The sequence below is a fragment of the Streptomyces sp. HUAS TT11 genome (genome assembly GCF_051553595.1).
Classification (GTDB): Bacteria; Actinomycetota; Actinomycetes; order Streptomycetales; family Streptomycetaceae; genus Streptomyces.
Genome location: NZ_CP196184.1, coordinates 4,281,356 through 4,303,101, shown reverse-complemented (window position 1 = coordinate 4,303,101; position 21,746 = coordinate 4,281,356). Strand labels below are relative to the sequence as shown.

The window sequence follows — 21,746 nt, the reverse complement described above, 5'->3', positions numbered from 1 at the left end:
GCGCCGCTTTAGCTCAGATGGCCAGAGCAACGCACTCGTAATGCGTAGGTCTCGGGTTCGAATCCCGAAAGCGGCTCCACCGAACCCCAGCCCAGAGTGACTCTGAGCTGGGGTTTTTTCGTTTGATGGACGCGGTGACGACGCTGCGCACGGACGGTGCGGGTGTCGGCGGGCTCAGTTGTGGTCCCATGGGGTCCGGAGGGGGCTGATCCGGGTCTGCAGAGTCGTAGACATGTCCACGCCCAGCTCGTTCGGGTTCGGGCGGCATGCTCGTGCCGCAGTTCCCCAGCGGCGCCGCACATCGCTGTGAATCGCCGCGAGCCGGTCGCGGCGCACGGGTGTTTCTGCCCCTGTTCCGTGAAGGCGCCGGCCGAACCGGCCGCGGATGCCGTTGGTCACGGGGTTCGGTCAGTCGCTCTCCCGGTAGTTCATGAACCAGTGGGTGTCGAAATAGCGGGCCATCGTGAACCGGTGGTGCGGGTCGACGAGAATGCGGCAGACGAACTCCGCGGCCTGGCAGTCGAAGGGGACGTCCTCGCCGTCGAAGGACCGGACCACCACGGGCCAACGATCGGGGTCGTCGCCGTCGGCCCTCCAGCAGTACAGGTCCTCGTGCTCGGTGCCCGCCCAGATGAGCAGGCCGTCCTCCCTGAGATCCGGCCACGGCTCCTGGTTCAGGTCCAGATATCCGTCGAAGGCGCCCTCGCCGAACGTTTCGACCATGTGCCTGTAGTCGCTCGGCAGCGCGGTGCCGAGGCGCGACTCCACCGCCGCCCAGTCCACGTCCGGCCGCCGGGCCGGCTGTGTCCAGCCGGTGATCGCCATGAGCCGCTCCGTCCAGTCGACGTCCTCGTCCGGAGCGGCCGCCAAGGGTTTTGGCACCTCCCGGTGAGCGACCACCAGCACCGGGCGCTCGACACCCTCGGCGTCCCGCGCCGTACCCGTGCCGACCCACTGATCCCCGTACGCCCACGCCCGTATCTTCACGGCCCGGCCCTCGAAGGGGGCGAGGAGAGCCGCGCCCTTGGACTCGTCGACCGTCGGATCGGTGAAACCGTCGAGGACCAGGGTGCGCGGGGTGCCGTACCTGCTGTCGAGCAGGTCGGTCAGAGCCTGCGCGTCCAGGTCGCCGGGCAGGTACAGATGGCCGTCGCCCGGACCGAGCCGGGCCAGCAGGTCGTTGACAGTCGTTTGTGTGAGCTCCACGGCAGACAGTGAAGCGCACCGCACCGACAACCCCGGCGCCGCAGCGATGCCGAACATCAACTGCGCTCTCCGAGCGCCGACTTCGGCGGGCAGCAGGTGCTCGCCAAGTCCCGGACCGATCCGCGGTCCGCGCCTCACCCGCGGCATCCGATCGCATCCGGGCGAACCAGCGTGCCTTTCACGACGGTTGACCACGGCCACTGTCGGCCGGATGCGCTGCGGCAGCAAGTGCCCGCGGACCCGGAGGACTCGAGAGACCCGCTGGGAGGGCCGAGGTCGCGGGCGGATCGTGCCGGCCGGGAGGCGATGAACGGCCGTTCCTTCGGCGCGGATCCGGTTCAGGCGACCGGGGTGTCGTACGCCGAGCGGTTGGCGAGCACATCGTCCATATGCGCCTCGGCCCAGGCCTTGATGCCGCGCATCGTCCGGTGCAGGGAGAGACCGAGGTCGGTCAGCTCGTAGGAGACCGTGACGGGCACGGTCGGCACCACGGTGCGGGTGACCAGGCCGTCACGCTCCAAGGAGCGCAGAGTCTGAGTCAGCATCTTCTGGCTGACGCCCGCCAGCAAGCGCTGCAGTTCCGAGTAGCGCATCGACCGGGGCTCACCGGCGCAGTCGGCGCCGAACCGGTGCGAGCCGTCGCTGCCCAGTGCGGCCAGCACCAGGGTGACCCATTTGTCGGAGATCCGGTCGAGCAGCTTGCGGCTGGGACAAGCCGCCAGGAAGGCATCGTATTCGGCCTTGGCCTGCGCCTTCTTCTGGGCCTCCGTCGTTGTTGCCATCGACCGCTCCTCCTACCCGTGGGTGCCCTACGCACTCGAAAGTGCCTACTTCCCTTCAGGAAGCTACCTACCGATAGTGGCGCAAGGGGCCATTGGGCACCACTACCCGATTCAGTCCGAAAGGCGCAGGCATGAGCACCTTCTCCCCTTCGCTTCCCGGCGGCACCTGGCCACTGGGGGATCTGACCGTCACTCGCTTCGGCTACGGCGCCATGCAGCTCGCCGGTCCCGGGGTCATGGGGCCGCTTGCCGACCGGGACCGCGCACTCGCCGTCCTCCGCGAGGTCGTCGACCTCGGAATCACCCATATCGACACAAGCGACGCCTACGGGCCGCGCGTGACCAACCAGCTGATCCGTGAAGCGCTGCACCCGTACCCCGCATCGCTGCACGTCGTGACCAAGGTCGGTGCGATCCGCGACCAGCAGGGCGGCTGGCCGACGGCCCGGAAGCCCGAAGACCTGCGCCGCTCCGTCCAGGAGAACCTGGACAGCCTCGGCGTCGAGGTGCTCGACGTGGTCAACCTCCGGCTCGGCAACGCCGAGGGGCCCCGGCCCGGCTCGCTCGCCGAGGCGTTCGGGACGCTGGTCGAGCTCCAGCAGCAGGGTCTGATCCGGCACCTCGGTGTGAGCAACGCAACGGCGGAACAGGTCGCCGAGGCGCGGGCCATCGCGCCGATCGTGTGCGTGCAGAACATGTACAACCTCGCCTACCGCCAGGACGACGGTCTGATCGACACGCTGGCCGCAGACGGCGTCGCCTATGTGCCCTTCTTCCCGCTCGGCGGTTTCGACCCGCTGCAGTCCTCGGTGCTCTCGGCCGTGGCCGCCCGGTTGGATTCGACGCCGATGTCGGTCGCCCTGGCCTGGCTGTTGCAGCGGTCGCCGAACATCCTGCTGATCCCCGGGACGTCGTCGGCGGAGCACTTGCGCGAGAACGTCGCCGGCGCGGGACTCTCGCTCTCCGACGCGGAACTCGCCGAGCTGGACAAGATCGGCCACTAGCTTCGTGTCCCGCCGGGAACGAGCGTCGGCCGGCGGTTTTCGGGAGCGGCACGCGATCACGGCGTGGAGATCGCGCCCGGCCTGCCGTCGGTCGGGCCACGGTGAGGACGCACATCAACCGGATATCGGCGCGGAACGCAGCGACCGACCGGTCCCAGGGCGTGGGCCGGGCCTACCGGAGCACGCCACCGCCGACCGATCGGCGGCCGACGGTCGGATGCGCCGCGGGTCAGCCGCCGACCGGACAGTCCGAGCGCGGCCGCGCCAGATGGGCGAACAGGCGGTCCAGCAGGTGCCGGTCTCCCGGTAGCGAGAAGTGGTCCACGCCCGGGCTGTCGGTGAGGCCGAAGCGGTGGCAGCCCATGGCCCGCCAGGCCAGGACCGCCTCGTTGGTGATGTCCTCCTGGTTGCCGTCGCCGTCGCGGTACAGGAATCGGCCGGGCCGTGCGATCTGCCCGGCGGACAGGTTCGGCAGGCGTGCGCCCACCGTCGTGGGGAGCCCTGATCCCCGCTCCGCGTACACGTCGACGTCGGGGAAGGACCGCGCGTCGGCGAAGCGGACGAAACCGATGTAGTGGTCGGCGATCTCCCTGGCCGTCGGCATACCCGCGTCGGCGAACAGTTCCGGGTAGTCGCGCGGTGTGTAACTGCGGCCGGTCGAGGTGTCCTGGACGACGACCTCACGGTTCCCGAAGATCCTGGGGTCGGCGGCACTCATGTAGCTGGACGGCGCGCTCCGGTACAGACGTGCGCTGCTCTCGGCGTTCTCCCTGGTCGTCGGATAACCGAAGTCCTGGATGTCGAGCCCGGTGAACAGGACCGGGTACAGCAGGCCCTGTCCGGGGAAGTTGCCCGCGATCGGAGTGAACCCCTGGATGTACGTGTCCCGCCAGGCGCGCGGCATATGGGTGAGCAGGTACTGCGCGTAGAGCGGTCCGTTCGAGTGGCCGACCAGGTGGACCGGCCGGTTGCCGTTGTCCCGGTAGGTCTTCTCGACGAGTTCCCGCGTCCGCTGCAGAAAGCCGCCCATGTCCGGGGTGAGCCGGGAGTCGTAGCCGGCGACGCGGATGTCGGTGTTCCGGCGGTAGCCGTGGGCCTCCAGTGCCCGGTAGAGCGGCTCGTAGAACGGTGCGCTGTCCGTCCTGCCGTAGTCGAGGAGCCGTACGCCGACCCCGGGCGCGTTCGTGAAGCGTGACGCCATCGGTTTCGAGGGGTTCGTGTCGTAGCGCAGTGTCAGCAGCCTGTCCCGGCAGACCTGGCTGAACAATCCGCTCGGGTGATCGTTGCGGTACCAGTCCTCGAAGCTGCCCGACCGGGGGCATCCCGCCGCCGCCGTCTGGTGATCGACGACGACTTCGAGCCTGGTCAGATGAAACGCGGGAAACAGCACGACGGGTGTCCTGCCGGGCGGGGACGCACCGGCGGTGCCGGGAGACACGGTCAGCACGACCAGCGCGGCGATCACGATCCGAAGCCAGGACACCTGACGCATCCGACACCGTCCCCTCGCGGTCGTGTTCGCCGCTTCCCGCGGAGTCACTGCGGCGCACCGCGGACAGGGGACTCCCGTCCGCGCCACGACCGGCGAGCGAGCGGGCCCGCCCCACCCGGACATACGGGCGGTCACCGACGGTGGCGAGTCGTCACACCAGTGTGACCGCCGCCCCGGCCGACCGCCATCCGGGCCCGTGGGCCCGGACGGTGACGGGGGTGCCTGTCCGCGCCCGCCGCGGCGCTAGCGGGACGCCATGCGCTGCCGTACGGCCTCGTAGGTGAAGAGGGCGGCCGACACCGCCACGTTGAGCGAGTCCACCTGACCGAACATCGGGATCTTCGCCTTGGTGTGGCGGCCCGCCAGCCACTGGTCCGACAGGCCGTACTTCTCGCTGCCGACGAGGATCGCCGTGGGCCCGGTCATGTCGACGTCCGCCATCATGAGGTCCGTGTCGGGGGTCGTGGCGACGACGTTCACCGAGTGCTCGGCGAGCCAGCGCACGACGTCCTCCGACTCGGCCGAGGCGATCGGGACGGCGAAGACGGTGCCCTTGCTGGCCCGGATCACGTTGGGATTGCCCCAGTCCGTCACGGGGTTGGCCGAGATGACGGCGGTCACGCCCGCCGCGTCCGCGGTGCGCAGCATCGAGCCGAGGTTGCCCGGCTTCTCGACGCTCTCGCAGATGAGGAAGAGGGCGCGGTCGTCGACCTCGATACGGGACAGATCGGTCTCGATGTCCGGTACGACGGCGAGCCAGCCGTCCGGACCCTCCCGGTAGGCGGCCTTGTCGAAGGCCTGCCGGCTGAGGCTGAACAGGGCGGATCCGCGCTCGGCCGCCCGGGCCGCGACGTCGCGCGGGTCGGACCCGCCGGTCAGTGCGGGGCAGAAATACAGCTCACGGGGACGGACGCCGGCCCGCAGGGCGAGATCCAGTTCCTCATAACCCTCCACGAGGGTCACTCCGGAATTCTGCCTGTTCCGCCGACGGCGGAGGGCGGCGAGTTCCTTTACATGAGGGTTGCTCGGGCTGGAGATTTCCTTGGGCGAACCAACCCGCGGGATGGACGGCATCGGCGGTGGGAATCACGGCGCCTTTCCGGCCCCGATCCTCCGCCCCCTTTCTCGGGTTTCCTGTGTACTGCGCGTGGTCGTGGCCAGGGTACCGGACCCGTCGGAGGCCTGCTCCGCGCCGGTCAACCGGGCTTCCGGCCGGGCCGCTTGCGGCGGGCGCGGCCGCAAGGCGGTCCGGCCCGGGGCGAATTCCGCCGGCCGGGCTCGCGAAGCGGGTCGGTCGCATTCGCCGGGGAATTCATCGATTCCCGTTCCGGGCGGCGTACCGGAACAGGGGCGGAATGCGGGACCTGCGGAGACGGTGGTGGGACGGGAATGCGGACCGCTGCGGCCGCGCGCCGGCCCCCGCCTCAGGCGCTGCGGACCGTCCTGCGCCTTCCCGGGGCGCCTCGAGAAGTCTGCCGCACTGGAACCGGTCGGTGCGGCGCCACGGGGCTCATGGAGGCACGGCGGTGTGTGCGGCGAAAGACGGGCGCGTTCCGTGGTGACAGGGATGGCGCGAACCCGTACTCGTACCTGAAAATCATCCAGGGCGAGGAGAACCGGCGTCCTTGAGGCGTCCTCTTGGTTAACGGTTAGCATCACGCCACAGTCGTCGGCCGGGATGGGGAGGGTGTCGTGTCGCAGGCGGATCGGGAGCCGGGACCTCGTGTCGCGGTCGCCGTCGTGACCATGGGCAACAGGCCCACCGAGGTCGACGCCCTCCTCACGTCCGTGGCCAAGCAGGACCTGGCCCCCACCCGCATCGTCGTCGTCGGCAACGGCTGCCCTCTTCCCGAGTTCGCCGAACGGCTCGCCCTGCCCGGTGAGGTCACCTGTGTGGAGGTCGACGAGAACCTCGGCTGCCCCGGCGGCCGCAACGTGGCCCTCGCCCGGCTGCGGGAGTTCGGGGACGTCGACGTCGTGGTGGAACTCGACGACGACGGGTTGCTCGTCGACGCCGACGTACTGCGCCGGGTACGGGATCTGTACGCCGCCGAGCCCAGGCTCGGCATCGTCGGGTTCCGCATCGCCGACGAGCACGGTGAGACCCAGCGGCGGCACGTGCCGCGGGTGGGGGCCGCCGACCCGCTGCGCGGCGGTCCGGTGACCGGGTTTCTCGGCGGCGGCCACGCCCTGTCGATGGCGATGCTCGCGGAGACCGGCGACTGGCCCGCGGAGTTCTTCTTCGCACACGAGGAGACGGACCTCGCATGGCGGGCCGTCGACGGCGGCTGGACCGTGCTGTACGCGCCCGAACTGCTGCTCCAGCACCCGAAGACCTCGCCCGCGCGGCACGCCATCTACTACCGGGTGACGGCACGCAACCGCGTATGGCTCGTGCGCCGGCGGCTGCCCCTCCCGCTCGTCCCCGTCCACCTCGGTGTGTGGATCGCGGTGACGCTGCTGAGGACCCGGTCCGTCGCCGGGCTGAGGGCGTGGTTCGGCGGATTCGTGGAGGGTGTGCGGGCCTCGGCGGGGGAGCGGCGCCCGATGCGGTGGCGCACGGTGTGGCGGCTCACCAGGCTCGGCCGACCGCCGGTGATCTAGCGGGCCGGGGACGGCGAAGAGCCCGGTCGTCACCTCCGCCGACCGGGCCCTTGCATGGTCCCGGATCCGGCCACGGCGGCGACACTCCCCCGAGCTACGCGTCAACGCGCGCACCGTCGGGCCAGATCCGTTGAAGGGATCACATCAGGCCACGCCAACGGATCGCTAACATGTGCCCAACGGCTGCTGAGGCCGTGAGCCGGACGGTTTCCGCAGGAGTCGCGTGCCGGACGGCTGGAACCCGTCGTATGCGGATGTGAAGTCCGTGAAGTCGACGACGGACCGCGGCCGTCGGGCCGCGTGAAGAGGCGGCACGTGGCGGTCGTGCCGCAAGGTGACGCAGGCGCGGCGCTCCGGCCGCGCGGAAGGGCAGCGGAGCGGCTATGCGGTACGAGCTCCGGTTCGGGCTGCTGGGTCCGCCTGTCGTGTACGAGGCCGACGGTGGGATCCGGCTGATCGGCAGTGCCAAGGCACGGGCCCTCCTGGTGGCGTTGCTGCTGGAACCGGGCCGGGTCGTCTCGGTCGACGCGCTCAAGGACGCCTTGTGGGGCGGGGCGCCGCCGGCCTCGGCGCAGGCGTCCTTGCAGAACCACGTCACCCGGCTGCGCCGCCTCCTCGGCGACGACGGCGCCGAGCGTCTGCGCGCCGTGGCCCCCGGTTACCGTCTGCGGGTCGAGGACGGGGAGTTGGACGTCCGCGTCTTCGAGGACCGCATCGCCGCGGCGCGCACCGCACACGCGGAGGGCGACTGGGAACGCACCGTCGGCGAGGCGACGGCCGCGCTCGTGCTCTGGCGTGGAGCCCCGCTCTGCGGCCTGCCGCTGGAGGCCGGTGGGCGTGCGCTGGTGCGGCGCCTGACGGAGGCGCGGCTGCTCGCCCTGGAATGGCGCTGCGAGGCCGAGTTGCATGTCGGGGGCGCCCGGCTCGGCGGTCTGGTGCCGGTGTTGACCGCTCTGGTCGCCGAGCATCCGCTGCGGGAGGGTTTCCACCGGTTGCTGATGCTCGTCCTGCATCGCACCGGCCGCCCGGCCGAGGCCCTGGCCGTCCACCGGGACCTGCGCGGACGCCTCATCGAGGAACTGGGTGTCGAACCGGGCGCCGCGGTGCGCGAGGCCCATCTCGAGATACTCCGGGACGACGGTGCCGGAGCCCGGAGCCGAAGGGGCGCCGCCGAGGCTGCGCTCTCCGGCGGCGGACGGCCGGAGCGCACGGAGGCGGGCGACGCGGGTCGCGCGGCGGAGGGCGGGACGGCCGCGCTCGACGGGTCCGGGGGCGGTACGGGCGGCGGAACAGGGGACGGTGCGGACGGCGCTCGTGCACCGGCCGGCCATCCCGCGAACGCCCGGCCCGGCCCACCCGTACCCCGCCCCGCCCAACTGCCGGGCCCACCCGCCCATTTCATCGGACGGGACGTCCTGGCCGAGGAACTCCTGCGGCTCCTCGGGGCGGAACGCGGTGCGCCGCGGGTCGCCGTGCTCAGCGGTATGGCCGGAGTCGGCAAGAGCGCACTCGCCCTGCATGTCGCGCACGGCCTGCGGGAACGTTTCGCCGACGGTCAGCTCTATGTCGATCTGCATGGCGCGACCCCCGGCAGGGTTCCGCTCACCCCGGAGCAGGCACTCACGGCACTGCTGCGCGACCTCGGAGTCGAGCCGCGCCGCATCCCCGAACACCCCGACGCCGCAGCGGCGCTGCTCCGTTCGCTCCTCGCGCCCACCCGCACCCTGATGGTGCTGGACGACGCGGCGAACGCCGCCCAGGTGCGCCTGCTGCTGCCCGGCGGCCCGGGCTGCGCGGTGATCGTCACCGGCCGCTCCCCGCTCACCGCGCTCGACGGCGCGCACCGGTTTCCGCTCACGCCCCTGTCCGACGAGGAGAGCGCTGCGCTCCTCCGCGCGGTCTCGGGCCGGGACGGGCTGGACGCCGGGCATCCGCTCGTCGAACTCGCGGGCCGGCTGCCGCTCGCCCTCCGTGTCGTCGCGGCGCGCCTCGCCGCCCGCCGTGCGCTCACCCCGGACGTCCTGGCCGGTCAACTGGCCGCCACCGAAGGGCGGCTGCACCACCTGGAGTACGACGATCTGAGCGTCCGCAGTTCGCTCGCCGTCGCCCACGACGCACTGCGCGCCTCCGACCGGGAGGCCGACCGGGACGCGGCACGTGCCCTCGGCCGTATCGGCGTCCTCGACCTCCCCGGCTACGGGGCACCCCTGCTCGCCCACCTCCTCGGTACGGACGAACGCCGTGCCGAGGCCGCCCTCGACCGGCTCGTCGACGTCGCGCTGCTGGAGGAGACCGCGTACGGGCGGTACACGCCGCACGACCTCGTCCGGGATTTCGCCCGTGAGACCGCGAGGCGCGAGGGTGCCGCGGAGACGGACCGCCTCGCCGCCGATCGCGCCCTGCGCTGGTACAGCGCCGTGGCCGCACGGGCCTTCGAGGCCGTCGTCGCGCCGGGCGCGGAGCGCGAGGACCGGCTCCGGGAGACACCGTCACAGCCCGGGACGCACCGCGCGGACGTGGCCGCCGTCGCCGCCTTCGGCTCCGCGCAGGCCGCCACCGACTGGCTCGGCCTGGAACTGGAGAACATGGTCGCGCTCGTGGAGCGCCACGCCGACACCTCCGCCCATGTGCCCCTGCTCGTCCGCAGGCTGGCCTCGCACCTCCAACGCCGCGGGCGGGTGACGGAGCTGGAGGTTCTGGTGCGGGCCGCGCTGCGCGGCGCACGCCGGCTGGTGGACGCGCCCGCGGAGGCCTACGCGCTGGTGGACCTGGCGGGGCTGCACTTCCTGAAGGGCCACGGGAACGACGCCCTGGCCCTGCTGGACGAGGCGCTGGAGATCTGGCGGCGGCTCGACCACCTGTCCTGCCTGTGCCGCGGCCTGAACAACCGGGCGCTGCTCCTGGAGAGCCTCGGCCGCTACGAGGAGACCGGCGAGGCACTGCGGCAGTGCCTGGAGTACACGCGGGTGCTGAACGACCCGATGCAGGAGGCCATCACCTACAGCAACCTCGGCAACCTCTACGAGCACACGGATCCGCGGGCCGCCATCGGACATCACCGCCGCAGCCTGGAGATCGGTGAGCGGATCGGGCACGTCGTCGTCCGCCACTCCGCGCACTGCAACATCGGTTTCGCCCATCTCACCCTCGGTGAACCGGACGCCGCCCTGCCGCACTTCGAGGAGAGTCTGCGGGTGCTCGGCGGGCACGGGCACTGGCAGGGCGAGTCGCAGACCCGGCTCGGGCTGGTGCGGGCGCTGCGCGGGCGGGGGGATGCGGACCGGGCCACGCACGAGTGCGAGGCGCTGCTGGCGCTCGCCGCCCGTCATGGCGACTGCTACACCGAGGGGCTCGCGCTCCACCAGCGCGGTCTGCTTCTCCGGGCGGAGGGCGACGCCGAGGAGGCCCGCCGGCAGTGGGAGACCGCTCTCGCCGCGCTGGACGGCACGGACAGTCCGGTGGCCGGGGAGCTCAGGGAACTGCTGGCGGAGGGCTGAGCCGAGCGGGAAGGCGGAACGACCCGCAGGTCGTGCGCGGGCGGCGGATCACCCCCGGTCCTGCGCGCCACGTCATTTCGCCTCCGCGTAGCACTCGACGACGCCCGTCGTGAACGGAATGCGAACCGGCGTCTCGCCGAACGTCAGCCGCATCGCCAGGTCCGACGCCTCCTGGATCGCCGCCACCACCGTGTCCGCCTCCTCGGCCGGGCAGTGCACGATGACCTCGTCGTGCTGGAAGAAGACCAGCTCCGCGGCCAGGCCCGCACAGGCGCGGCGCAGCGCGGCGAGCATCAGCAGGGCCCAGTCCGCCGCGCTGCCCTGGACCACGAAGTTGCGCGCGAAGCGGCCGCGGGCACGGGAGTTGGTGGAGGCGTATCCCGGCATCCACTGCTGGGTCTCCTCGGCCGCCGAAGGGCCGTCCTCCTGCGGAATGCCCGCCTCCTCCGTCGCGTCGTCCGAGGCACCGGCGGCCGGCGGTGAGGTGCGCCCGAGCCAGGTGCGGACGAGGCGGCCCTCCTCGCCCTCGCGTGCCGCGTCGTCGACGTACGCGACGGCTTTCGGGAAACGGCGGCGCAAAGCGGCGAGGTTCTTCAGGCCGTCCCCCGAGGTCTGGCCGTAGATCGCGCCCAGAACGGCGATCTTGGCCTGGGCGCGGTCACCGGAGAAGGCCCGGTCGGACACCGACTGGTACAGGTCGTCGTCGCGGCCCGCCACCTCCATGAACGCCGGGTCGCGCGAAATGGCGGCCAGGACGCGCGGCTCCATCTGGGCGGCGTCGGCCACGACCAGCCGCCAGCCCGGATCGGCGACCACGGCACGTCGGATGATCTTGGGGATCTGCAGGGCGCCGCCGCCGTTGGTGACCCAGCGGCCGGTGACCGTGCCGCCCGGCAGGTACTCGGGGCGGAAGCGGCCGTCGCGCACCCAGTCCTGCAGCCACGACCAGCCGTGGGCGACCCAGATGCGGTACAGCTTCTTGTACTCGAGCAGGGGCTTCACGGCGGGATGGTCGACCGACTCGATCTCCCAGCGGCGGGTGGACCGCACCCGGATGCCGGCCTGGCCGAAGGCCTTGACGACGTCATGGGGCAGGTCGGGCCGGACGCGGCGGCCGAAGGCGGCCGAGACCTCGTCGGCCAGCTCGGCCAGCCGCCGGGGCTCGCCGCCGCCCGCGTACCGCTCGCCGAGCAGGTCGTGCAGCAGCTCGCGGTGGACGTCCGCGCTCCACGGCAGCCCGGACCGGTTCATCTCACCGGCCACCAGCATGCCGGCCGACTCGGCGGCGATGAGCAGGCGCATGCGGTCGGGACGAGCGGTGGACTCGTGCCGGCGCAGCTGGTCCGCGTACACCTCGACGAGGTCCCGGAGCGGGACGTGCACGGGGCTGGGCTCGAAGAGCGAGGACTGCGAGCCGGGCTCGGCGGACCGCGGCGGCGGGTCCGGCGGTACGGGGCCGCCGCGCAGCCGGGCCAGCGCGGCGGCCGCCGACCGGGGCTCGCCGAGACGCCCCTCGTGGCCCAGGAGGAGGGTCTCGGCGGCCTCGACGTCATAGCACCGGTCGACCCGCACCCCCGTGGCGAGCAGACGCGGCTGGACGTCGGCGGTGGACCGCCACACCCACCGGGTGACCTCCGGCCGTGCCCGGACGGCCTCGACGAGATCCCCCTCCCTGACCACCGGCCCGGCGAGCAGCCCGTCCGGGCCGAGGGCGGCGACCTCCGCGCCACCGTCCTCGGCCGGAGCGAGAGCCCAGCGCCCGGTCATGCTGCGAAGTGTGGCAGGGGGGTCTGACATCGGCCCGGACGTGCCGGCCGGGTGGCTCAGTCCTCTTGTGAGAGCTGCTTGCGGATGTCGTCCAGGGCCTTGAGCACGTGAGCCTCCGTCGCGTCCTTGCCGATGCCGAGGCCGGTCAGCGGGCCTTCGCCGTTCTCCTGCTCGAGGAGCGCGAGGAGGATGTGCTCGGTGCCGATGTAGTTGTGACCCAGGCGCAGCGCCTCCCTGAAGGTGAGTTCGAGGGCCTTCTTCGCGGCGGGCGAGTAGGGAACGAGTTCGGGGGCGTCCTCGGCGCGGGGCGGCAGGGCGGCGGTCGCCGCCTCGAGCACCGCGTCCAGCGAGACCCCCTGGGCGGCGATCGCCTTCGCGGCGAGCGCCTCCGGCTCGGCGAGGAGCCCGAGGACGAGGTGCTCGGGGACGGTCTCGGCGTTGCCGGCGGACTTCGCGTGATTGTGCGCGGTGATGACCACGTTGCGCGCGCGGACGGTGTACCGGCTGAACCCCTGGTTGGGGTCGAGGTCCGCGGACTCCTTGGGCACGAAGCGCTTCTGGGCCGCCTGCCGGGTGACGCCCATGCTCTTGCCGATGTCGGTCCAGGACGCGCCCGAACGCCGGGCCTGGTCCACGAAGTGGCCGATCAGATGGTCGGCCACGTCGCCGAGGTGCTCCGCGGCGATCACCGCGTCCTGAAGCTGGTCGAGTGCGTCCGTGTGGACCTTCTTGATGGCTTCGATGAGGTCGTCGAGACGCAGGTTCGCTGAGGTGTACGGCTTCTCCGTCATGTGTCAACCGTAGGTTGACACTCGGGGAGTGTCAACCTACGGTTGACACCTGCCTGTGGCGTGCGGACGGGGGAGGGGAGGGCGGCGTGCTCGGCTGCGCCTCGTGTCACGATCGAACGCGTGAGTACGACGACCACCGTGGACCGCGCCTTCCGGACCGCCCTCTACGACGACACCGACGCGGCCCTCGACACCGGTGCCTCGCTGCTCGCCGCCGATCCCGGAGCCGACGCCGAACTCGTCCGGCGCGGCGAGCAGTTCGTGGCCGCGGCATGGCGGCGGGGCTGGCAGCCGGCCGATGTCGTACGCATCGTGCGCCGCGAACTCGACGCCCCTCATGTGCGCCTCGTGTCGGCGCTGATCCTCGGGGAGGCCGGCGAGCGGACGCCCCCCGGCCCGCGCTGGGCCGCACAGTTGCGCGACCTCGATGCGGAGCCCTCGGGGACTCCCGACCGCTTCTCGCACGCCACCGCGGTTCTTGAGCTGTACCGCCTGCTCCTGCGGCTGCCCGCCCTCGAACAGCTCGAGGCACCCGGGCAGGAGGCCGCCCCGCAGCAGCCGGAGTCACGCATGCTCGCCCGCGTCCGCGCCCTGCTCGCCAAGGCGGAGGCGACCGGGTACCCCGAGGAGGCCGAGGCGCTCAGCGCCAAGGCGCAGGAGCTGATGGCGCGGCACAGCATCGACGAGGCGCTGCTCGCGGCCCGTACGCACCCCGGGGACGCCCCCGGCGCCTGCCGTATCGGGGTCGAGCCGCCCTACGAGACGGCCAAGGCGGTGCTCCTCGACGCCGTGGCGACCGCGAACCGCTGCCGGGCCGTGTGGCACGAGGCCCTGGGCTTTTCCACCGTCATCGGCTTCGAACCGGACCTGGAGGCCGTCGAACTGCTCTACACCTCGCTGCTCGTGCAGGCCATCGGTGCGATGACGAAGGCGGAGGCGGCGCAGCGCAAGGGCGGCCGGAAGCGTACGAAGACGTTCCGGCAGTCGTTCCTGGCCGCGTATGCGCACCGCATCGGCGACCGGCTCCGGGCCGCGGCCGAGGGGCAGGTCGCGCAGAGCGAGGGTGATCTCCTGCCCGTGCTCGTGGCCCGGGACGTGGCCGTCGCCGACCGGATGGAGCGGATGTTCCCGGAGACGGTCACCACGCGGCTGCGCGGCGTCGGCGACGCGGCCGGATGGGAGCAGGGGGCCGCGGCCGCCGACCGGGCGCAGGTGGCGGGACGGCCCCGGCTCCCCTGAGACCGGGTCAGTCCCCCGCGACCTGCACGGCGCTCACCGAGGCGTCCGGGGTCTTCGCGCCCTTCAGCGCCACGTCGCCGTACGACCACGGGTGGCTGCCCGCGTCGCCCGCGCCCGAAACGTCGATCTTCACGGTCTTGGCCGGGGCGCTGCCGGATCCGCCGTCACCGCGGACGTACGTGATGGTGAAGGTCGCCGTCTCGTCCTTCTGCAGCGTCACTCCGGCCGGCTTCGCGCCCTCCTCGCCGGGCACGGTCCAGGCGGAGTCGCCGTCGCGCAACTCGATGGCGGGGAAGCCCTTCAGAGTGCACTGCTTGCTGTCGCGGTTCGTGAGGGTGACCGGGACGTTGCCGGTGTCGCCGGGGCTGGTGGCGGCATTGCCGGGACCGACCTCGACGCCGATACGGCAGGCGGCGGGGTCGGCTTCCTTGCCGCCGTCCCCGCCGCTGCCGCAGGCGGTCAGAGCCAGGGCCGTGGTGAAGGCGGCGGCGGAGAGGCGGACGTGGAGGGTGCGCATGAAGGTCCTCTGGGTCGTGACGATGTGCATGGATCATCACGCAGTCGGGCGGAGCGGGGTTGCGCGCCCCCGTCGCCGTGTGTGCACCCGGTCCCGGATCCCGCGGCCCGTCGCGCGAAGCTGGAGGTCAGGATCCCAGACTCGCCGTCGGCAGTCCGCTCGGCAGCGTGCCGCCCTCGGCCTTCATGAAGGTCTCCGCGCCGATGCCGCCCTGCCAGGTCACCTTCATGTTCCGCGAGTCGAGCGAGTCGACCGTCCCGGTCCCGCGGTCGTCGCTGCCGTCGGTGCACTTGAGGTGGATCGTCTGCTTGCCCGACTCCCCGCCCGCCACACCCGTGCAGACGGTGCCGCCCGTCGCGAAGAGCCCCGCCTGCTTGCCGGTGATCACCAGGGCCACGGCCTTGCCGCCCGTCGTGGCCAGCCAGCTGCCCTCCAGCTTCCCGGCCGCGGCGCCCGGTGTGCCGGAGTCCCCGCCGGTGTCCGCCGTGGCCCCGGACGCGCTCGGCGTGGACGCCGCACCGCTCGCGGAGTCGCTGCCCCCGGAGTCGCCGCTGCAGCCGGTCAGCACGAGCGCGGCCGCGAGACCCGCGGCGGCCGTCAGTGCGATGCGCGCCTGCCGGCGCGTGACATGCGTCGCTGTCACTGGAGTCTCCCAGGGTGCCGGGTTGCCGATGAGGTCATGGGGACGATCGCAGCAAGCTACCAGGAGGGCCTGAGGGCGCCGGGGAGACGCCGGGCGTGCGGTTGCTCACGCGGGCCGACCCGGCACGGGCCGAAGTTGGGGACGCCGTCGTGCGGCCCGCTCCTCCGGTTCCGCTCCGGACGGCCCGGTCCCCGCGCCCCTGCCTGCACGACTGCCGCCGGGCGGAGAGACACGCCGGCCCTCCCGTGATCGACAGCCGATGATCCCCGCGCGGTTCGGCATGGCGCGCGGCCTGCCGCGCGACAGGCGCCCCGATGCATCCCGATCGTCGCGATCCACGCATTCTTCGCCGTACCGGTCCCTGGTCTCCTCGGATCTTCACGTCAGGGTCACGGGCCCGGACCGCTGCGGGCGTCCGTTCACGCCTTCCGGGGACCACCGTGCCGCGACGGCCGTGCGACGCCGTGATGAGTAGGGGATTTCCTACGCTTGACGGGTAGGGAATCGCCTACCTATGGTGGCCGCATGACCGTCACACACGCTTCTTTCGTCACTCTTCCCGTCGCCGACCAGGACCGCGCCCTGCGCTTCTACACGGAGATCCTGGGCTTCGAGGTCTCCGCCGATCTGGACCTGCCGCAGGGGCGGTGGCTTCAGGTCGCTCCCCGGGGTGCGCAGACCGTCTTCACGCTCTCCGGTCCCGGGATGGGCGATTTCGAGCCCGGCTCGACCCGGGGGATCATGTTGGTCACGACCGATGTCGACGCCGACTGCGCACGGCTGGCCGGGGCGGGGGTGTCCGTGCAGGGCCCGGACGACCTCCCGTGGGGCCGGATGGCGTCCTTCCAGGACCCCGACGGCAACGGTCTGATGCTGCTGACGGAGGCACAGGGATAGGGAGTCCGGCATGACCACGACCGGGGCCGGGGCGGACACCGCCGCCGAGGACCGCGTCTTCGCCGCGCTCGCCAACGGCACACGCCGCGAGGTGCTGCGGCTGTTGCGCGACGAGGGACCGCAGCCCGTCCAGGCCCTGGCCGACCGCTTCGACATGCGACGCCCGAGCCTCTCGGAACACCTCAAGGTGCTCCGGGAGGCCGGCCTCGTCTCCGAGCAGCGCTCGGGCCGGCAGCGCATCTACCGCCTGGAGGCGGCCCCGCTCGCCGAGGTGCAGGACTGGCTCCATCCGTACGAGCGGTTCTGGCGGCAGCGACTGCGGGGGCTCGGCGAGTTGCTCGACCGTATGCCGGACGATGACCGGCCATGAGCACCGCGCCCGGAGACGACCTCACCACGATCCGCGTCGACCAGTTCCTGCCGCATCCGCCGGCCAAGGTCTGGCGTGCCCTCACCGAGCCCGGACTGCTGGCCCAGTGGCAGATGCCGGGCTCCGAGAACTTCCGGCTCGAAGTGGGGCACCGCTACACGATGACCTCCGTGCCGCGGCCCAACACCAGGTTCTCCGGCACCGTCGACGTGCAGGTTCTCGCCTATGAGCCCGAGCGGATGCTGCGTGTGGGGTGGGCCGACGCGGACCCCGCCAATCCCGCGGACTGGACCATCACATGGACATTGGAACAGGAAGGCCGCGGGACGCGTCTCTTCCTAGTGCATGAAGGGTTCGACCCGGACGACCCGGCACAGATGACAGCGCGGACGATCATGCACGGGGGCTGGAGATCGCATGTAATGCGGGCTCTGGGGCAGACGCTTGACCGACTGTAGTCAGGCCGCAGTCAGGCAGTAGTCAAGGGACTGTAAAAGCTGTAACCGCAGGAACACCCCCCGTGCACGTGCATCTGCGCATGCAGCTGCATGTGAACGGAGTTATGATCCGGGGCAGTTGACAGTTGACCACTGCATCAATGGCCACACCAGCCAAATGCACCGTTCGGGGAGCGACCTGTGGACCACGACGTGTACGACGTGTACAACGGCATGGCTGCCGCGGAGCTGAGCGGAGTGGCCTGGCAGAAGAGCCGGCACAGCAACTCGCAGGGGTCGTGCGTGGAGTTCGCCCGGCTGCCGGGGGGAGACGTGGCGGTACGGAACTCGCGTTTCCCCGACGGCCCCGCCCTGGTCTACACCCGTGCGGAGATCGAGGCGATGCTGCTGGGCGTGAAGGACGGCGAGTTCGACCATCTGATCGCCTGACTGGCCCGGCCGGGTCGGGGTGAAAGCGTCCGGCCCGCGGTGCACCGATGTGCCACGGGCCGCAACACGCGTAGAACCGCGACCTCAGAAAAGGGCCGTGGCTTTCACTCGGCGCACACCGGGCCGGCCGGCAGCAGGAAGAGCGCCCAGACCACCTTGCCGCTCAGCGTGCCCGCCAGCGGATGCCAGCCCCAGCTGTCGGCGAACGAGTCGACCAGGAACAGCCCGCGGCCGGACTCCGCCGAGAAGTCGTCCGAGTCGCCCGCGACCGGACCGTCGTGACTGGGATCGCGCACGGCGCACACCAGGCGCGAGGTCCAGCGCATCAGATGCAGCCGCACCGGTGCGTCCTGTTCGCCCCCGTCCCGCGCCGGCGAGGGCAGCGCATGCCGCAGCGCATTGGTCACGAGTTCGGAGACCACGAGGCAGACGTCGTCGAACCGATCGCCCACATCCCACTGGCCGAGGGTCTTGCGGGTGAACTGCCGTGCTTCGCGTACGGCTTCGAGGCGGGCGGGAAGAGCGCAGGAGGCGGAGTTGGACACGGCCGCGGGGTCGAGCGGCGGAAGTCCCTGCCGTAAGGGCTCGAGCATGGTCGATCTATTCGTCCCCATGCGAGGCACTCCCGAGTGTTCGCGGTCGTGGCGATGCAGCGGTGGCGCGGGACCATGGTTTCGGATGAGCCAGGCAGATGCAAGGGCAGATGCACGTGCACGCGCCGGAATTGGTGGTTCCCGTACCGCTTTCTGCTTGTTTCTTCTGACACTTTCTTGCCGCCCGCTCGCCACCTCCCTATGCCTGCCTGCGGATTCCCTTCGGCTGCTTTCCGTTTCTGTAACCGTACGAGTACTGCTCGAAGTGTTTTAGTGGCAGACTTCGCGATCTGAAGGACGGTTGGGGAGGCTGACGAACGTGAGCGCTGGGGACTCGAGCGGGTCGGTGGTGCGGCGCATTCTGCTGGGATCCCATCTCCGGCGTCTGCGGGAGGCGCGCGGCATCACCAGGGAGCAGGCCGGCTACTCGATCCGGGCCTCGGAGTCGAAGATCAGCCGCATGGAGTTGGGACGGGTGAGCTTCAAGACACGCGATGTCGGGGATCTGTTGACGTTGTACGGGATCACCGACGAGGCCGAACGAACGTCCCTGCTGTCGCTGGCCAAGGAGGCCAACGTCGCCGGATGGTGGCACAGTTACTCGGACGTTCTGCCGAACTGGTTCCCGACGTACGTGGGGCTCGAGGGGGCAGCCCATCTGATCCGGTCCTACGAGGTCCAGTTCGTGCACGGCCTGCTCCAGACCGAGGCGTACGCCCACGCGGTCGTCGCCCGTGGCATGAAGGGCGCGAGCGTCGCGGACATCGACCGGCGGGTGGCGCTGCGGCTGGAGCGCCAGAAGTACCTCGTCGCGGAGAACGCCCCGGAGTTCCACGTGGTGCTCGACGAGGCCGCGCTGCGCCGGCCCTACGGCGACCGGCAGGTGATGCGGGGCCAGCTCCAGCATCTGATCGACATCTCGGAACACCCGAACGTACGGCTTCAGGTCATGCCGTTCAGCTTCGGCGGGCACTCCGGTGAGAGCGGCTCCTTCACGATTCTGAGCTTCTCCGAGTCCGACCTGTCCGACGTGGTCTATCTGGAGCAGCTCTCCAGTGCGCTGTATCTGGACAAGCGTGAGGACGTCGCCCAGTACGAGTCGGCCATGAAGCAGCTGCAGCAGGACAGCCCCGGTCCGGACGAAAGCCGCGATCTGCTGCGGGGTCTGCTCCAGCTTTCCTGAGTGTCCGCGCAGAGTGCGTTCGAGGTGTTCCCCAACTCCTTTTGGACATGCGTACGATGACGCGAGATCAGACCGTGTCGTGATTACGGGCAGGTGAACGGGTGTCTGCTTCGGCTGCGAGGGATTGAGGGATCACATGTCGTCCTACTTCACCGATCTGGCTCGGCAGTACATCGGCGGTGAGTGGCGCCAGGGCACCGGCTCCTGGGACATCATCGACTTCAACCCCTATGACGGCGAGAAGCTGGCGTCGATCACGATCGCCACGGTCGACGAGGTCGACGAGGCGTACCGGGCCGCCGCGGCCGCCCAGAGGGAATGGGCGGCCATCAGCGCGTACGGCCGCCGCGCCGTCTTCGAGAAGGCTCTCGGGATCATCGAGGAGCGCGAGACGGAGATCGCCGACGCGATCATCGCGGAGCTCGGCGGGACCCGGGTGAAAGCCGCCTTCGAGCTGCATCTCGCCAAGGAGTTCCTGCGCGAGTCGATCCAGCTGACGCTGCGCCCGGAGGGCAAGATCCTCCCGTCGCCGGTCGACGGCAAGGAGAACCGCCTCTACCGCGTGCCCGTCGGTGTCGTCGGAGTGATCAGCCCCTTCAACTTCCCGTTCCTGCTGTCGATCAAGTCGGTCGCCCCGGCGCTCGCGCTCGGCAACGGCGTCGTCCTCAAGCCGCATCAGGACACGCCCATCGTCGGCGGTTCCCTGGTCGCCAGGATCTTCGAGGACGCCGGGCTCCCGGGCGGTCTGCTGAACGTCGTCATCACGGACATAGCGGAGATAGGCGACGCGTTCCTCGAGCACCCGATCCCGAAGGTCATCTCCTTCACGGGCTCCGACAAGGTCGGCCGCCACGTCGCCACGGTCTGCGCTTCGCTGTTCAAGCGGTCCGTCCTCGAACTCGGCGGCAACAGCGCGCTCGTGGTGCTGGACGACGCGGACGTCGACTACGCCGTCGACGCGGCCGTCTTCAGCCGGTACGTCCATCAGGGCCAGGTCTGCATGGCCGCCAACCGGGTCCTGGTGGACCGCTCGCTGCAGGCGGAGTTCACCGAGAAGTTCGTCGCCAAGGTCAAGTCCCTCAAGGTCGGCGACCCGCGGGACCCGGAGACCGTCATCGGCCCGGTGATCAACTCCTCGCAGGCCGACGCGGTCTCGGGCGCCGTCGAGCAGGCCATCGCCGAGGGCGCGATCGCGCTGGTGCACGGCAGGACCACCGACAACCTCGTCGAGCCCTCGGTGCTGACGGGCGTCCCGGCCGATTCCGACCTGCTGCGGCAGGAGATCTTCGGTCCGGTCGCCTTCCTCATCCCGTTCGACGGCGAGGAGGAGGCCGTGCGGATCGTCAACGACACCCCGTACGGACTGAGCGGTGCCGTCCACACCGGCGACATCGAGCGTGGCGTCGCCTTCGCCCAGCGGATCGACACGGGCATGTTCCATGTGAACGACGGGACCGTCCACGACGAGCCGCGCGTCCCCTTCGGTGGGGAGAAGCACTCGGGCGTCGGCCGGCTGAACGGCGAGACGACCGTGGAGGCCTTCACCACGCTGAAGTGGATCTCCGTGCAGCACGGGCGCAGCGCCTTCCCGTTCTGACGCCGACCGCCTGTCGGTCATTCCTCGTCCCCCGGGCCCTTGCGGACAGAAGTCGACCGCAAGGGCCCGTAGCTTCATCGGTGTCAGGCAAGGGCGAACCAGCCGGAACCGGTGAAAGGCGGACTGTCATGGTCACTCATGTGCGTGCCGAGGCGCAGGGCGATGAACGCGGAGCACTGCTCTCCTTCCTGGAGGAGCAGCGCGGCGGTATGCGCCGGGCCCTGCTCGGCCTCACCGAGGAGCAGGCTGCGAGCCGGCCCAGTGCGAGCGAACTGACCCTGTCCGGGCTGCTCAAGCACGCCGCCGAGGTGGAACAGGGCTGGATCGCCCGCGCCAAGGGTGAGCCCCCCGCGGTACCGCGGGACGAGTCGAACTGGCACGAGTGCTTCCGGCTCATGGGCGACGAGACGGTCGACTCGCAGCTCGCGTACTGGCGGAAGGTCGCCGACGAGACCGAGGCGTTCATCCGGTCGGTGCCGAGCCTCGACGACACGTTCGCGCTGCCGAACGACCCGTGGTTCCCGCCGGACGAGCGGGTCTCGATGCGCTGGCTGCTGCTCCATCTGATCCGTGAGACCGCCCGGCACGCGGGTCACGCTGACATCGTCAGGGAGTCGCTGGACGGGAAGACGGCCTTCGAGCTGGTGGCCTTGGAGCAGGGCACGTCCTGGGGCTGA

At 71.1% G+C, this 21,746-nt stretch carries 20 protein-coding genes and 1 tRNA gene; 12 read left to right on the top strand and 9 right to left on the bottom strand.

The genetic code is table 11. The features are described from left to right. Positions 1-2: 2 nt before the first annotated feature. Positions 3-79 (top strand) — tRNA-Thr (locus ACSHXN_RS19260). A gap of 329 nt (positions 80-408) precedes the next feature. Here the strand turns inward: ACSHXN_RS19260 and ACSHXN_RS19255 are convergent. Both ACSHXN_RS19255 and ACSHXN_RS19250 read right to left on the bottom strand, forming a co-directional pair. After that, a complete protein-coding gene (locus tag ACSHXN_RS19255; protein WP_383354135.1) occupies positions 409-1,206 on the bottom strand; it encodes an SMI1/KNR4 family protein in 798 nt (265 codons plus the stop codon). Between the two features lie 338 nt (positions 1,207-1,544). Continuing rightward, positions 1,545-1,988 (bottom strand): winged helix-turn-helix transcriptional regulator, encoded by a 444-nt coding sequence (locus tag ACSHXN_RS19250; RefSeq protein WP_355131153.1) that lies wholly within the window; start codon positions 1,986-1,988, stop codon positions 1,545-1,547. A gap of 131 nt (positions 1,989-2,119) precedes the next feature. Between ACSHXN_RS19250 and ACSHXN_RS19245 the strand changes: the two genes are divergently transcribed. Next, positions 2,120-2,992, top strand: coding sequence for an aldo/keto reductase family oxidoreductase (locus tag ACSHXN_RS19245; RefSeq protein ID WP_438303409.1), 873 nt, complete (start codon positions 2,120-2,122; stop codon positions 2,990-2,992). 229 nt (positions 2,993-3,221) lie between these two features. Here ACSHXN_RS19245 and ACSHXN_RS19240 read toward each other — a convergent pair whose 3' ends face one another. Together ACSHXN_RS19240 and ACSHXN_RS19235 are read right to left on the bottom strand one after the other, a co-directional pair. Next, positions 3,222-4,475: a lipase/acyltransferase domain-containing protein gene (locus ACSHXN_RS19240; protein ID WP_438303408.1), complete on the bottom strand. Its 1,254-nt coding sequence runs from the start codon at positions 4,473-4,475 to the stop codon at positions 3,222-3,224. Between the two features lie 252 nt (positions 4,476-4,727). Continuing rightward, positions 4,728-5,558: an RNA methyltransferase gene (locus tag ACSHXN_RS19235; protein WP_383354131.1), complete on the bottom strand. Its 831-nt coding sequence runs from the start codon at positions 5,556-5,558 to the stop codon at positions 4,728-4,730. Positions 5,559-6,176: 618 nt separating this feature from the next. On the opposite strand from ACSHXN_RS19235, the gene ACSHXN_RS19230 reads away from it, so the two are divergent. Both ACSHXN_RS19230 and ACSHXN_RS19225 read left to right on the top strand, forming a co-directional pair. Continuing rightward, positions 6,177-7,088 carry a glycosyltransferase family 2 protein gene (locus tag ACSHXN_RS19230; protein ID WP_355131145.1) on the top strand — a complete coding sequence of 304 codons (912 nt, stop codon included), beginning with the start codon at positions 6,177-6,179 and terminating at the stop codon, positions 7,086-7,088. Positions 7,089-7,471: 383 nt separating this feature from the next. Further along, a complete protein-coding gene (locus tag ACSHXN_RS19225; protein ID WP_438303407.1) occupies positions 7,472-10,585 on the top strand; it encodes a BTAD domain-containing putative transcriptional regulator in 3,114 nt (1,037 codons plus the stop codon). Between the two features lie 72 nt (positions 10,586-10,657). Here the strand turns inward: ACSHXN_RS19225 and ACSHXN_RS19220 are convergent, their stop codons facing one another. After that, positions 10,658-12,352: a bifunctional 3'-5' exonuclease/DNA polymerase gene (locus tag ACSHXN_RS19220; RefSeq protein WP_355131141.1), complete on the bottom strand. Its 1,695-nt coding sequence runs from the start codon at positions 12,350-12,352 to the stop codon at positions 10,658-10,660. Between the two features lie 56 nt (positions 12,353-12,408). Next, the gene (locus ACSHXN_RS19215; RefSeq protein WP_355131139.1) at positions 12,409-13,143 is read right to left on the bottom strand and encodes a Clp protease N-terminal domain-containing protein; all 735 of its coding nucleotides are present in this window, start codon (positions 13,141-13,143) and stop codon (positions 12,409-12,411) included. Positions 13,144-13,263: 120 nt separating this feature from the next. Here ACSHXN_RS19215 and ACSHXN_RS19210 point away from each other — a divergent pair, with 120 nt between their 5' ends. Continuing rightward, on the top strand, positions 13,264-14,382 hold the full coding sequence (locus ACSHXN_RS19210; RefSeq protein WP_438303406.1) for a DUF2786 domain-containing protein: 1,119 nt from the start codon (positions 13,264-13,266) through the stop codon (positions 14,380-14,382). Positions 14,383-14,389: 7 nt separating this feature from the next. On the opposite strand, the gene ACSHXN_RS19205 is transcribed toward ACSHXN_RS19210, so the two are convergent. Both ACSHXN_RS19205 and ACSHXN_RS19200 read right to left on the bottom strand, forming a co-directional pair. Continuing rightward, positions 14,390-14,899, bottom strand: coding sequence for a DUF4232 domain-containing protein (locus ACSHXN_RS19205; RefSeq protein WP_438303405.1), 510 nt, complete (start codon positions 14,897-14,899; stop codon positions 14,390-14,392). A gap of 127 nt (positions 14,900-15,026) precedes the next feature. Continuing rightward, on the bottom strand, positions 15,027-15,542 hold the full coding sequence (locus ACSHXN_RS19200) for a hypothetical protein (protein ID WP_355131133.1): 516 nt from the start codon (positions 15,540-15,542) through the stop codon (positions 15,027-15,029). Between the two features lie 525 nt (positions 15,543-16,067). Here ACSHXN_RS19200 and ACSHXN_RS19195 point away from each other — a divergent pair. The 4 genes from ACSHXN_RS19195 to ACSHXN_RS19180 all read left to right on the top strand — a co-directional run bounded on the left by ACSHXN_RS19195 (position 16,068) and on the right by ACSHXN_RS19180 (position 17,696). Beyond that, positions 16,068-16,439, top strand: a complete 372-nt coding sequence (locus tag ACSHXN_RS19195) for a VOC family protein (RefSeq protein WP_355131131.1) — start codon at positions 16,068-16,070, stop codon at positions 16,437-16,439. Positions 16,440-16,449: 10 nt separating this feature from the next. Next, the gene (locus tag ACSHXN_RS19190; protein ID WP_059133630.1) at positions 16,450-16,809 is read left to right on the top strand and encodes an ArsR/SmtB family transcription factor; all 360 of its coding nucleotides are present in this window, start codon (positions 16,450-16,452) and stop codon (positions 16,807-16,809) included. Then, complete coding sequence (locus ACSHXN_RS19185) at positions 16,806-17,267, top strand: SRPBCC family protein (RefSeq protein ID WP_355131129.1); 462 nt, start codon at positions 16,806-16,808, stop codon at positions 17,265-17,267. The genes ACSHXN_RS19190 and ACSHXN_RS19185 overlap by 4 nt, the downstream gene beginning before the upstream one ends. 180 nt (positions 17,268-17,447) lie before the next feature. After that, entirely contained in the window at positions 17,448-17,696 is a 249-nt protein-coding gene (locus tag ACSHXN_RS19180; RefSeq protein WP_059133632.1) for a DUF397 domain-containing protein, read from the top strand. A 104-nt stretch (positions 17,697-17,800) separates the two neighbouring features. Here the strand turns inward: ACSHXN_RS19180 and ACSHXN_RS19175 are convergent, their stop codons facing one another. Next, a complete protein-coding gene (locus tag ACSHXN_RS19175) occupies positions 17,801-18,289 on the bottom strand; it encodes an ATP-binding protein (protein ID WP_356109219.1) in 489 nt (162 codons plus the stop codon). Between the two features lie 346 nt (positions 18,290-18,635). Here ACSHXN_RS19175 and ACSHXN_RS19170 point away from each other — a divergent pair, with 346 nt between their 5' ends. The 3 genes from ACSHXN_RS19170 (at position 18,636) to ACSHXN_RS19160 (ending at position 21,746) form a co-directional block, all read left to right on the top strand. Further along, positions 18,636-19,472 (top strand): helix-turn-helix domain-containing protein, encoded by an 837-nt coding sequence (locus tag ACSHXN_RS19170; RefSeq protein WP_355131341.1) that lies wholly within the window; start codon positions 18,636-18,638, stop codon positions 19,470-19,472. 136 nt (positions 19,473-19,608) lie between these two features. Further along, positions 19,609-21,069 (top strand): aldehyde dehydrogenase family protein, encoded by a 1,461-nt coding sequence (locus tag ACSHXN_RS19165; RefSeq protein ID WP_355131125.1) that lies wholly within the window; start codon positions 19,609-19,611, stop codon positions 21,067-21,069. Positions 21,070-21,197: 128 nt separating this feature from the next. Beyond that, entirely contained in the window at positions 21,198-21,746 is a 549-nt protein-coding gene (locus ACSHXN_RS19160; RefSeq protein WP_355131123.1) for a DinB family protein, read from the top strand.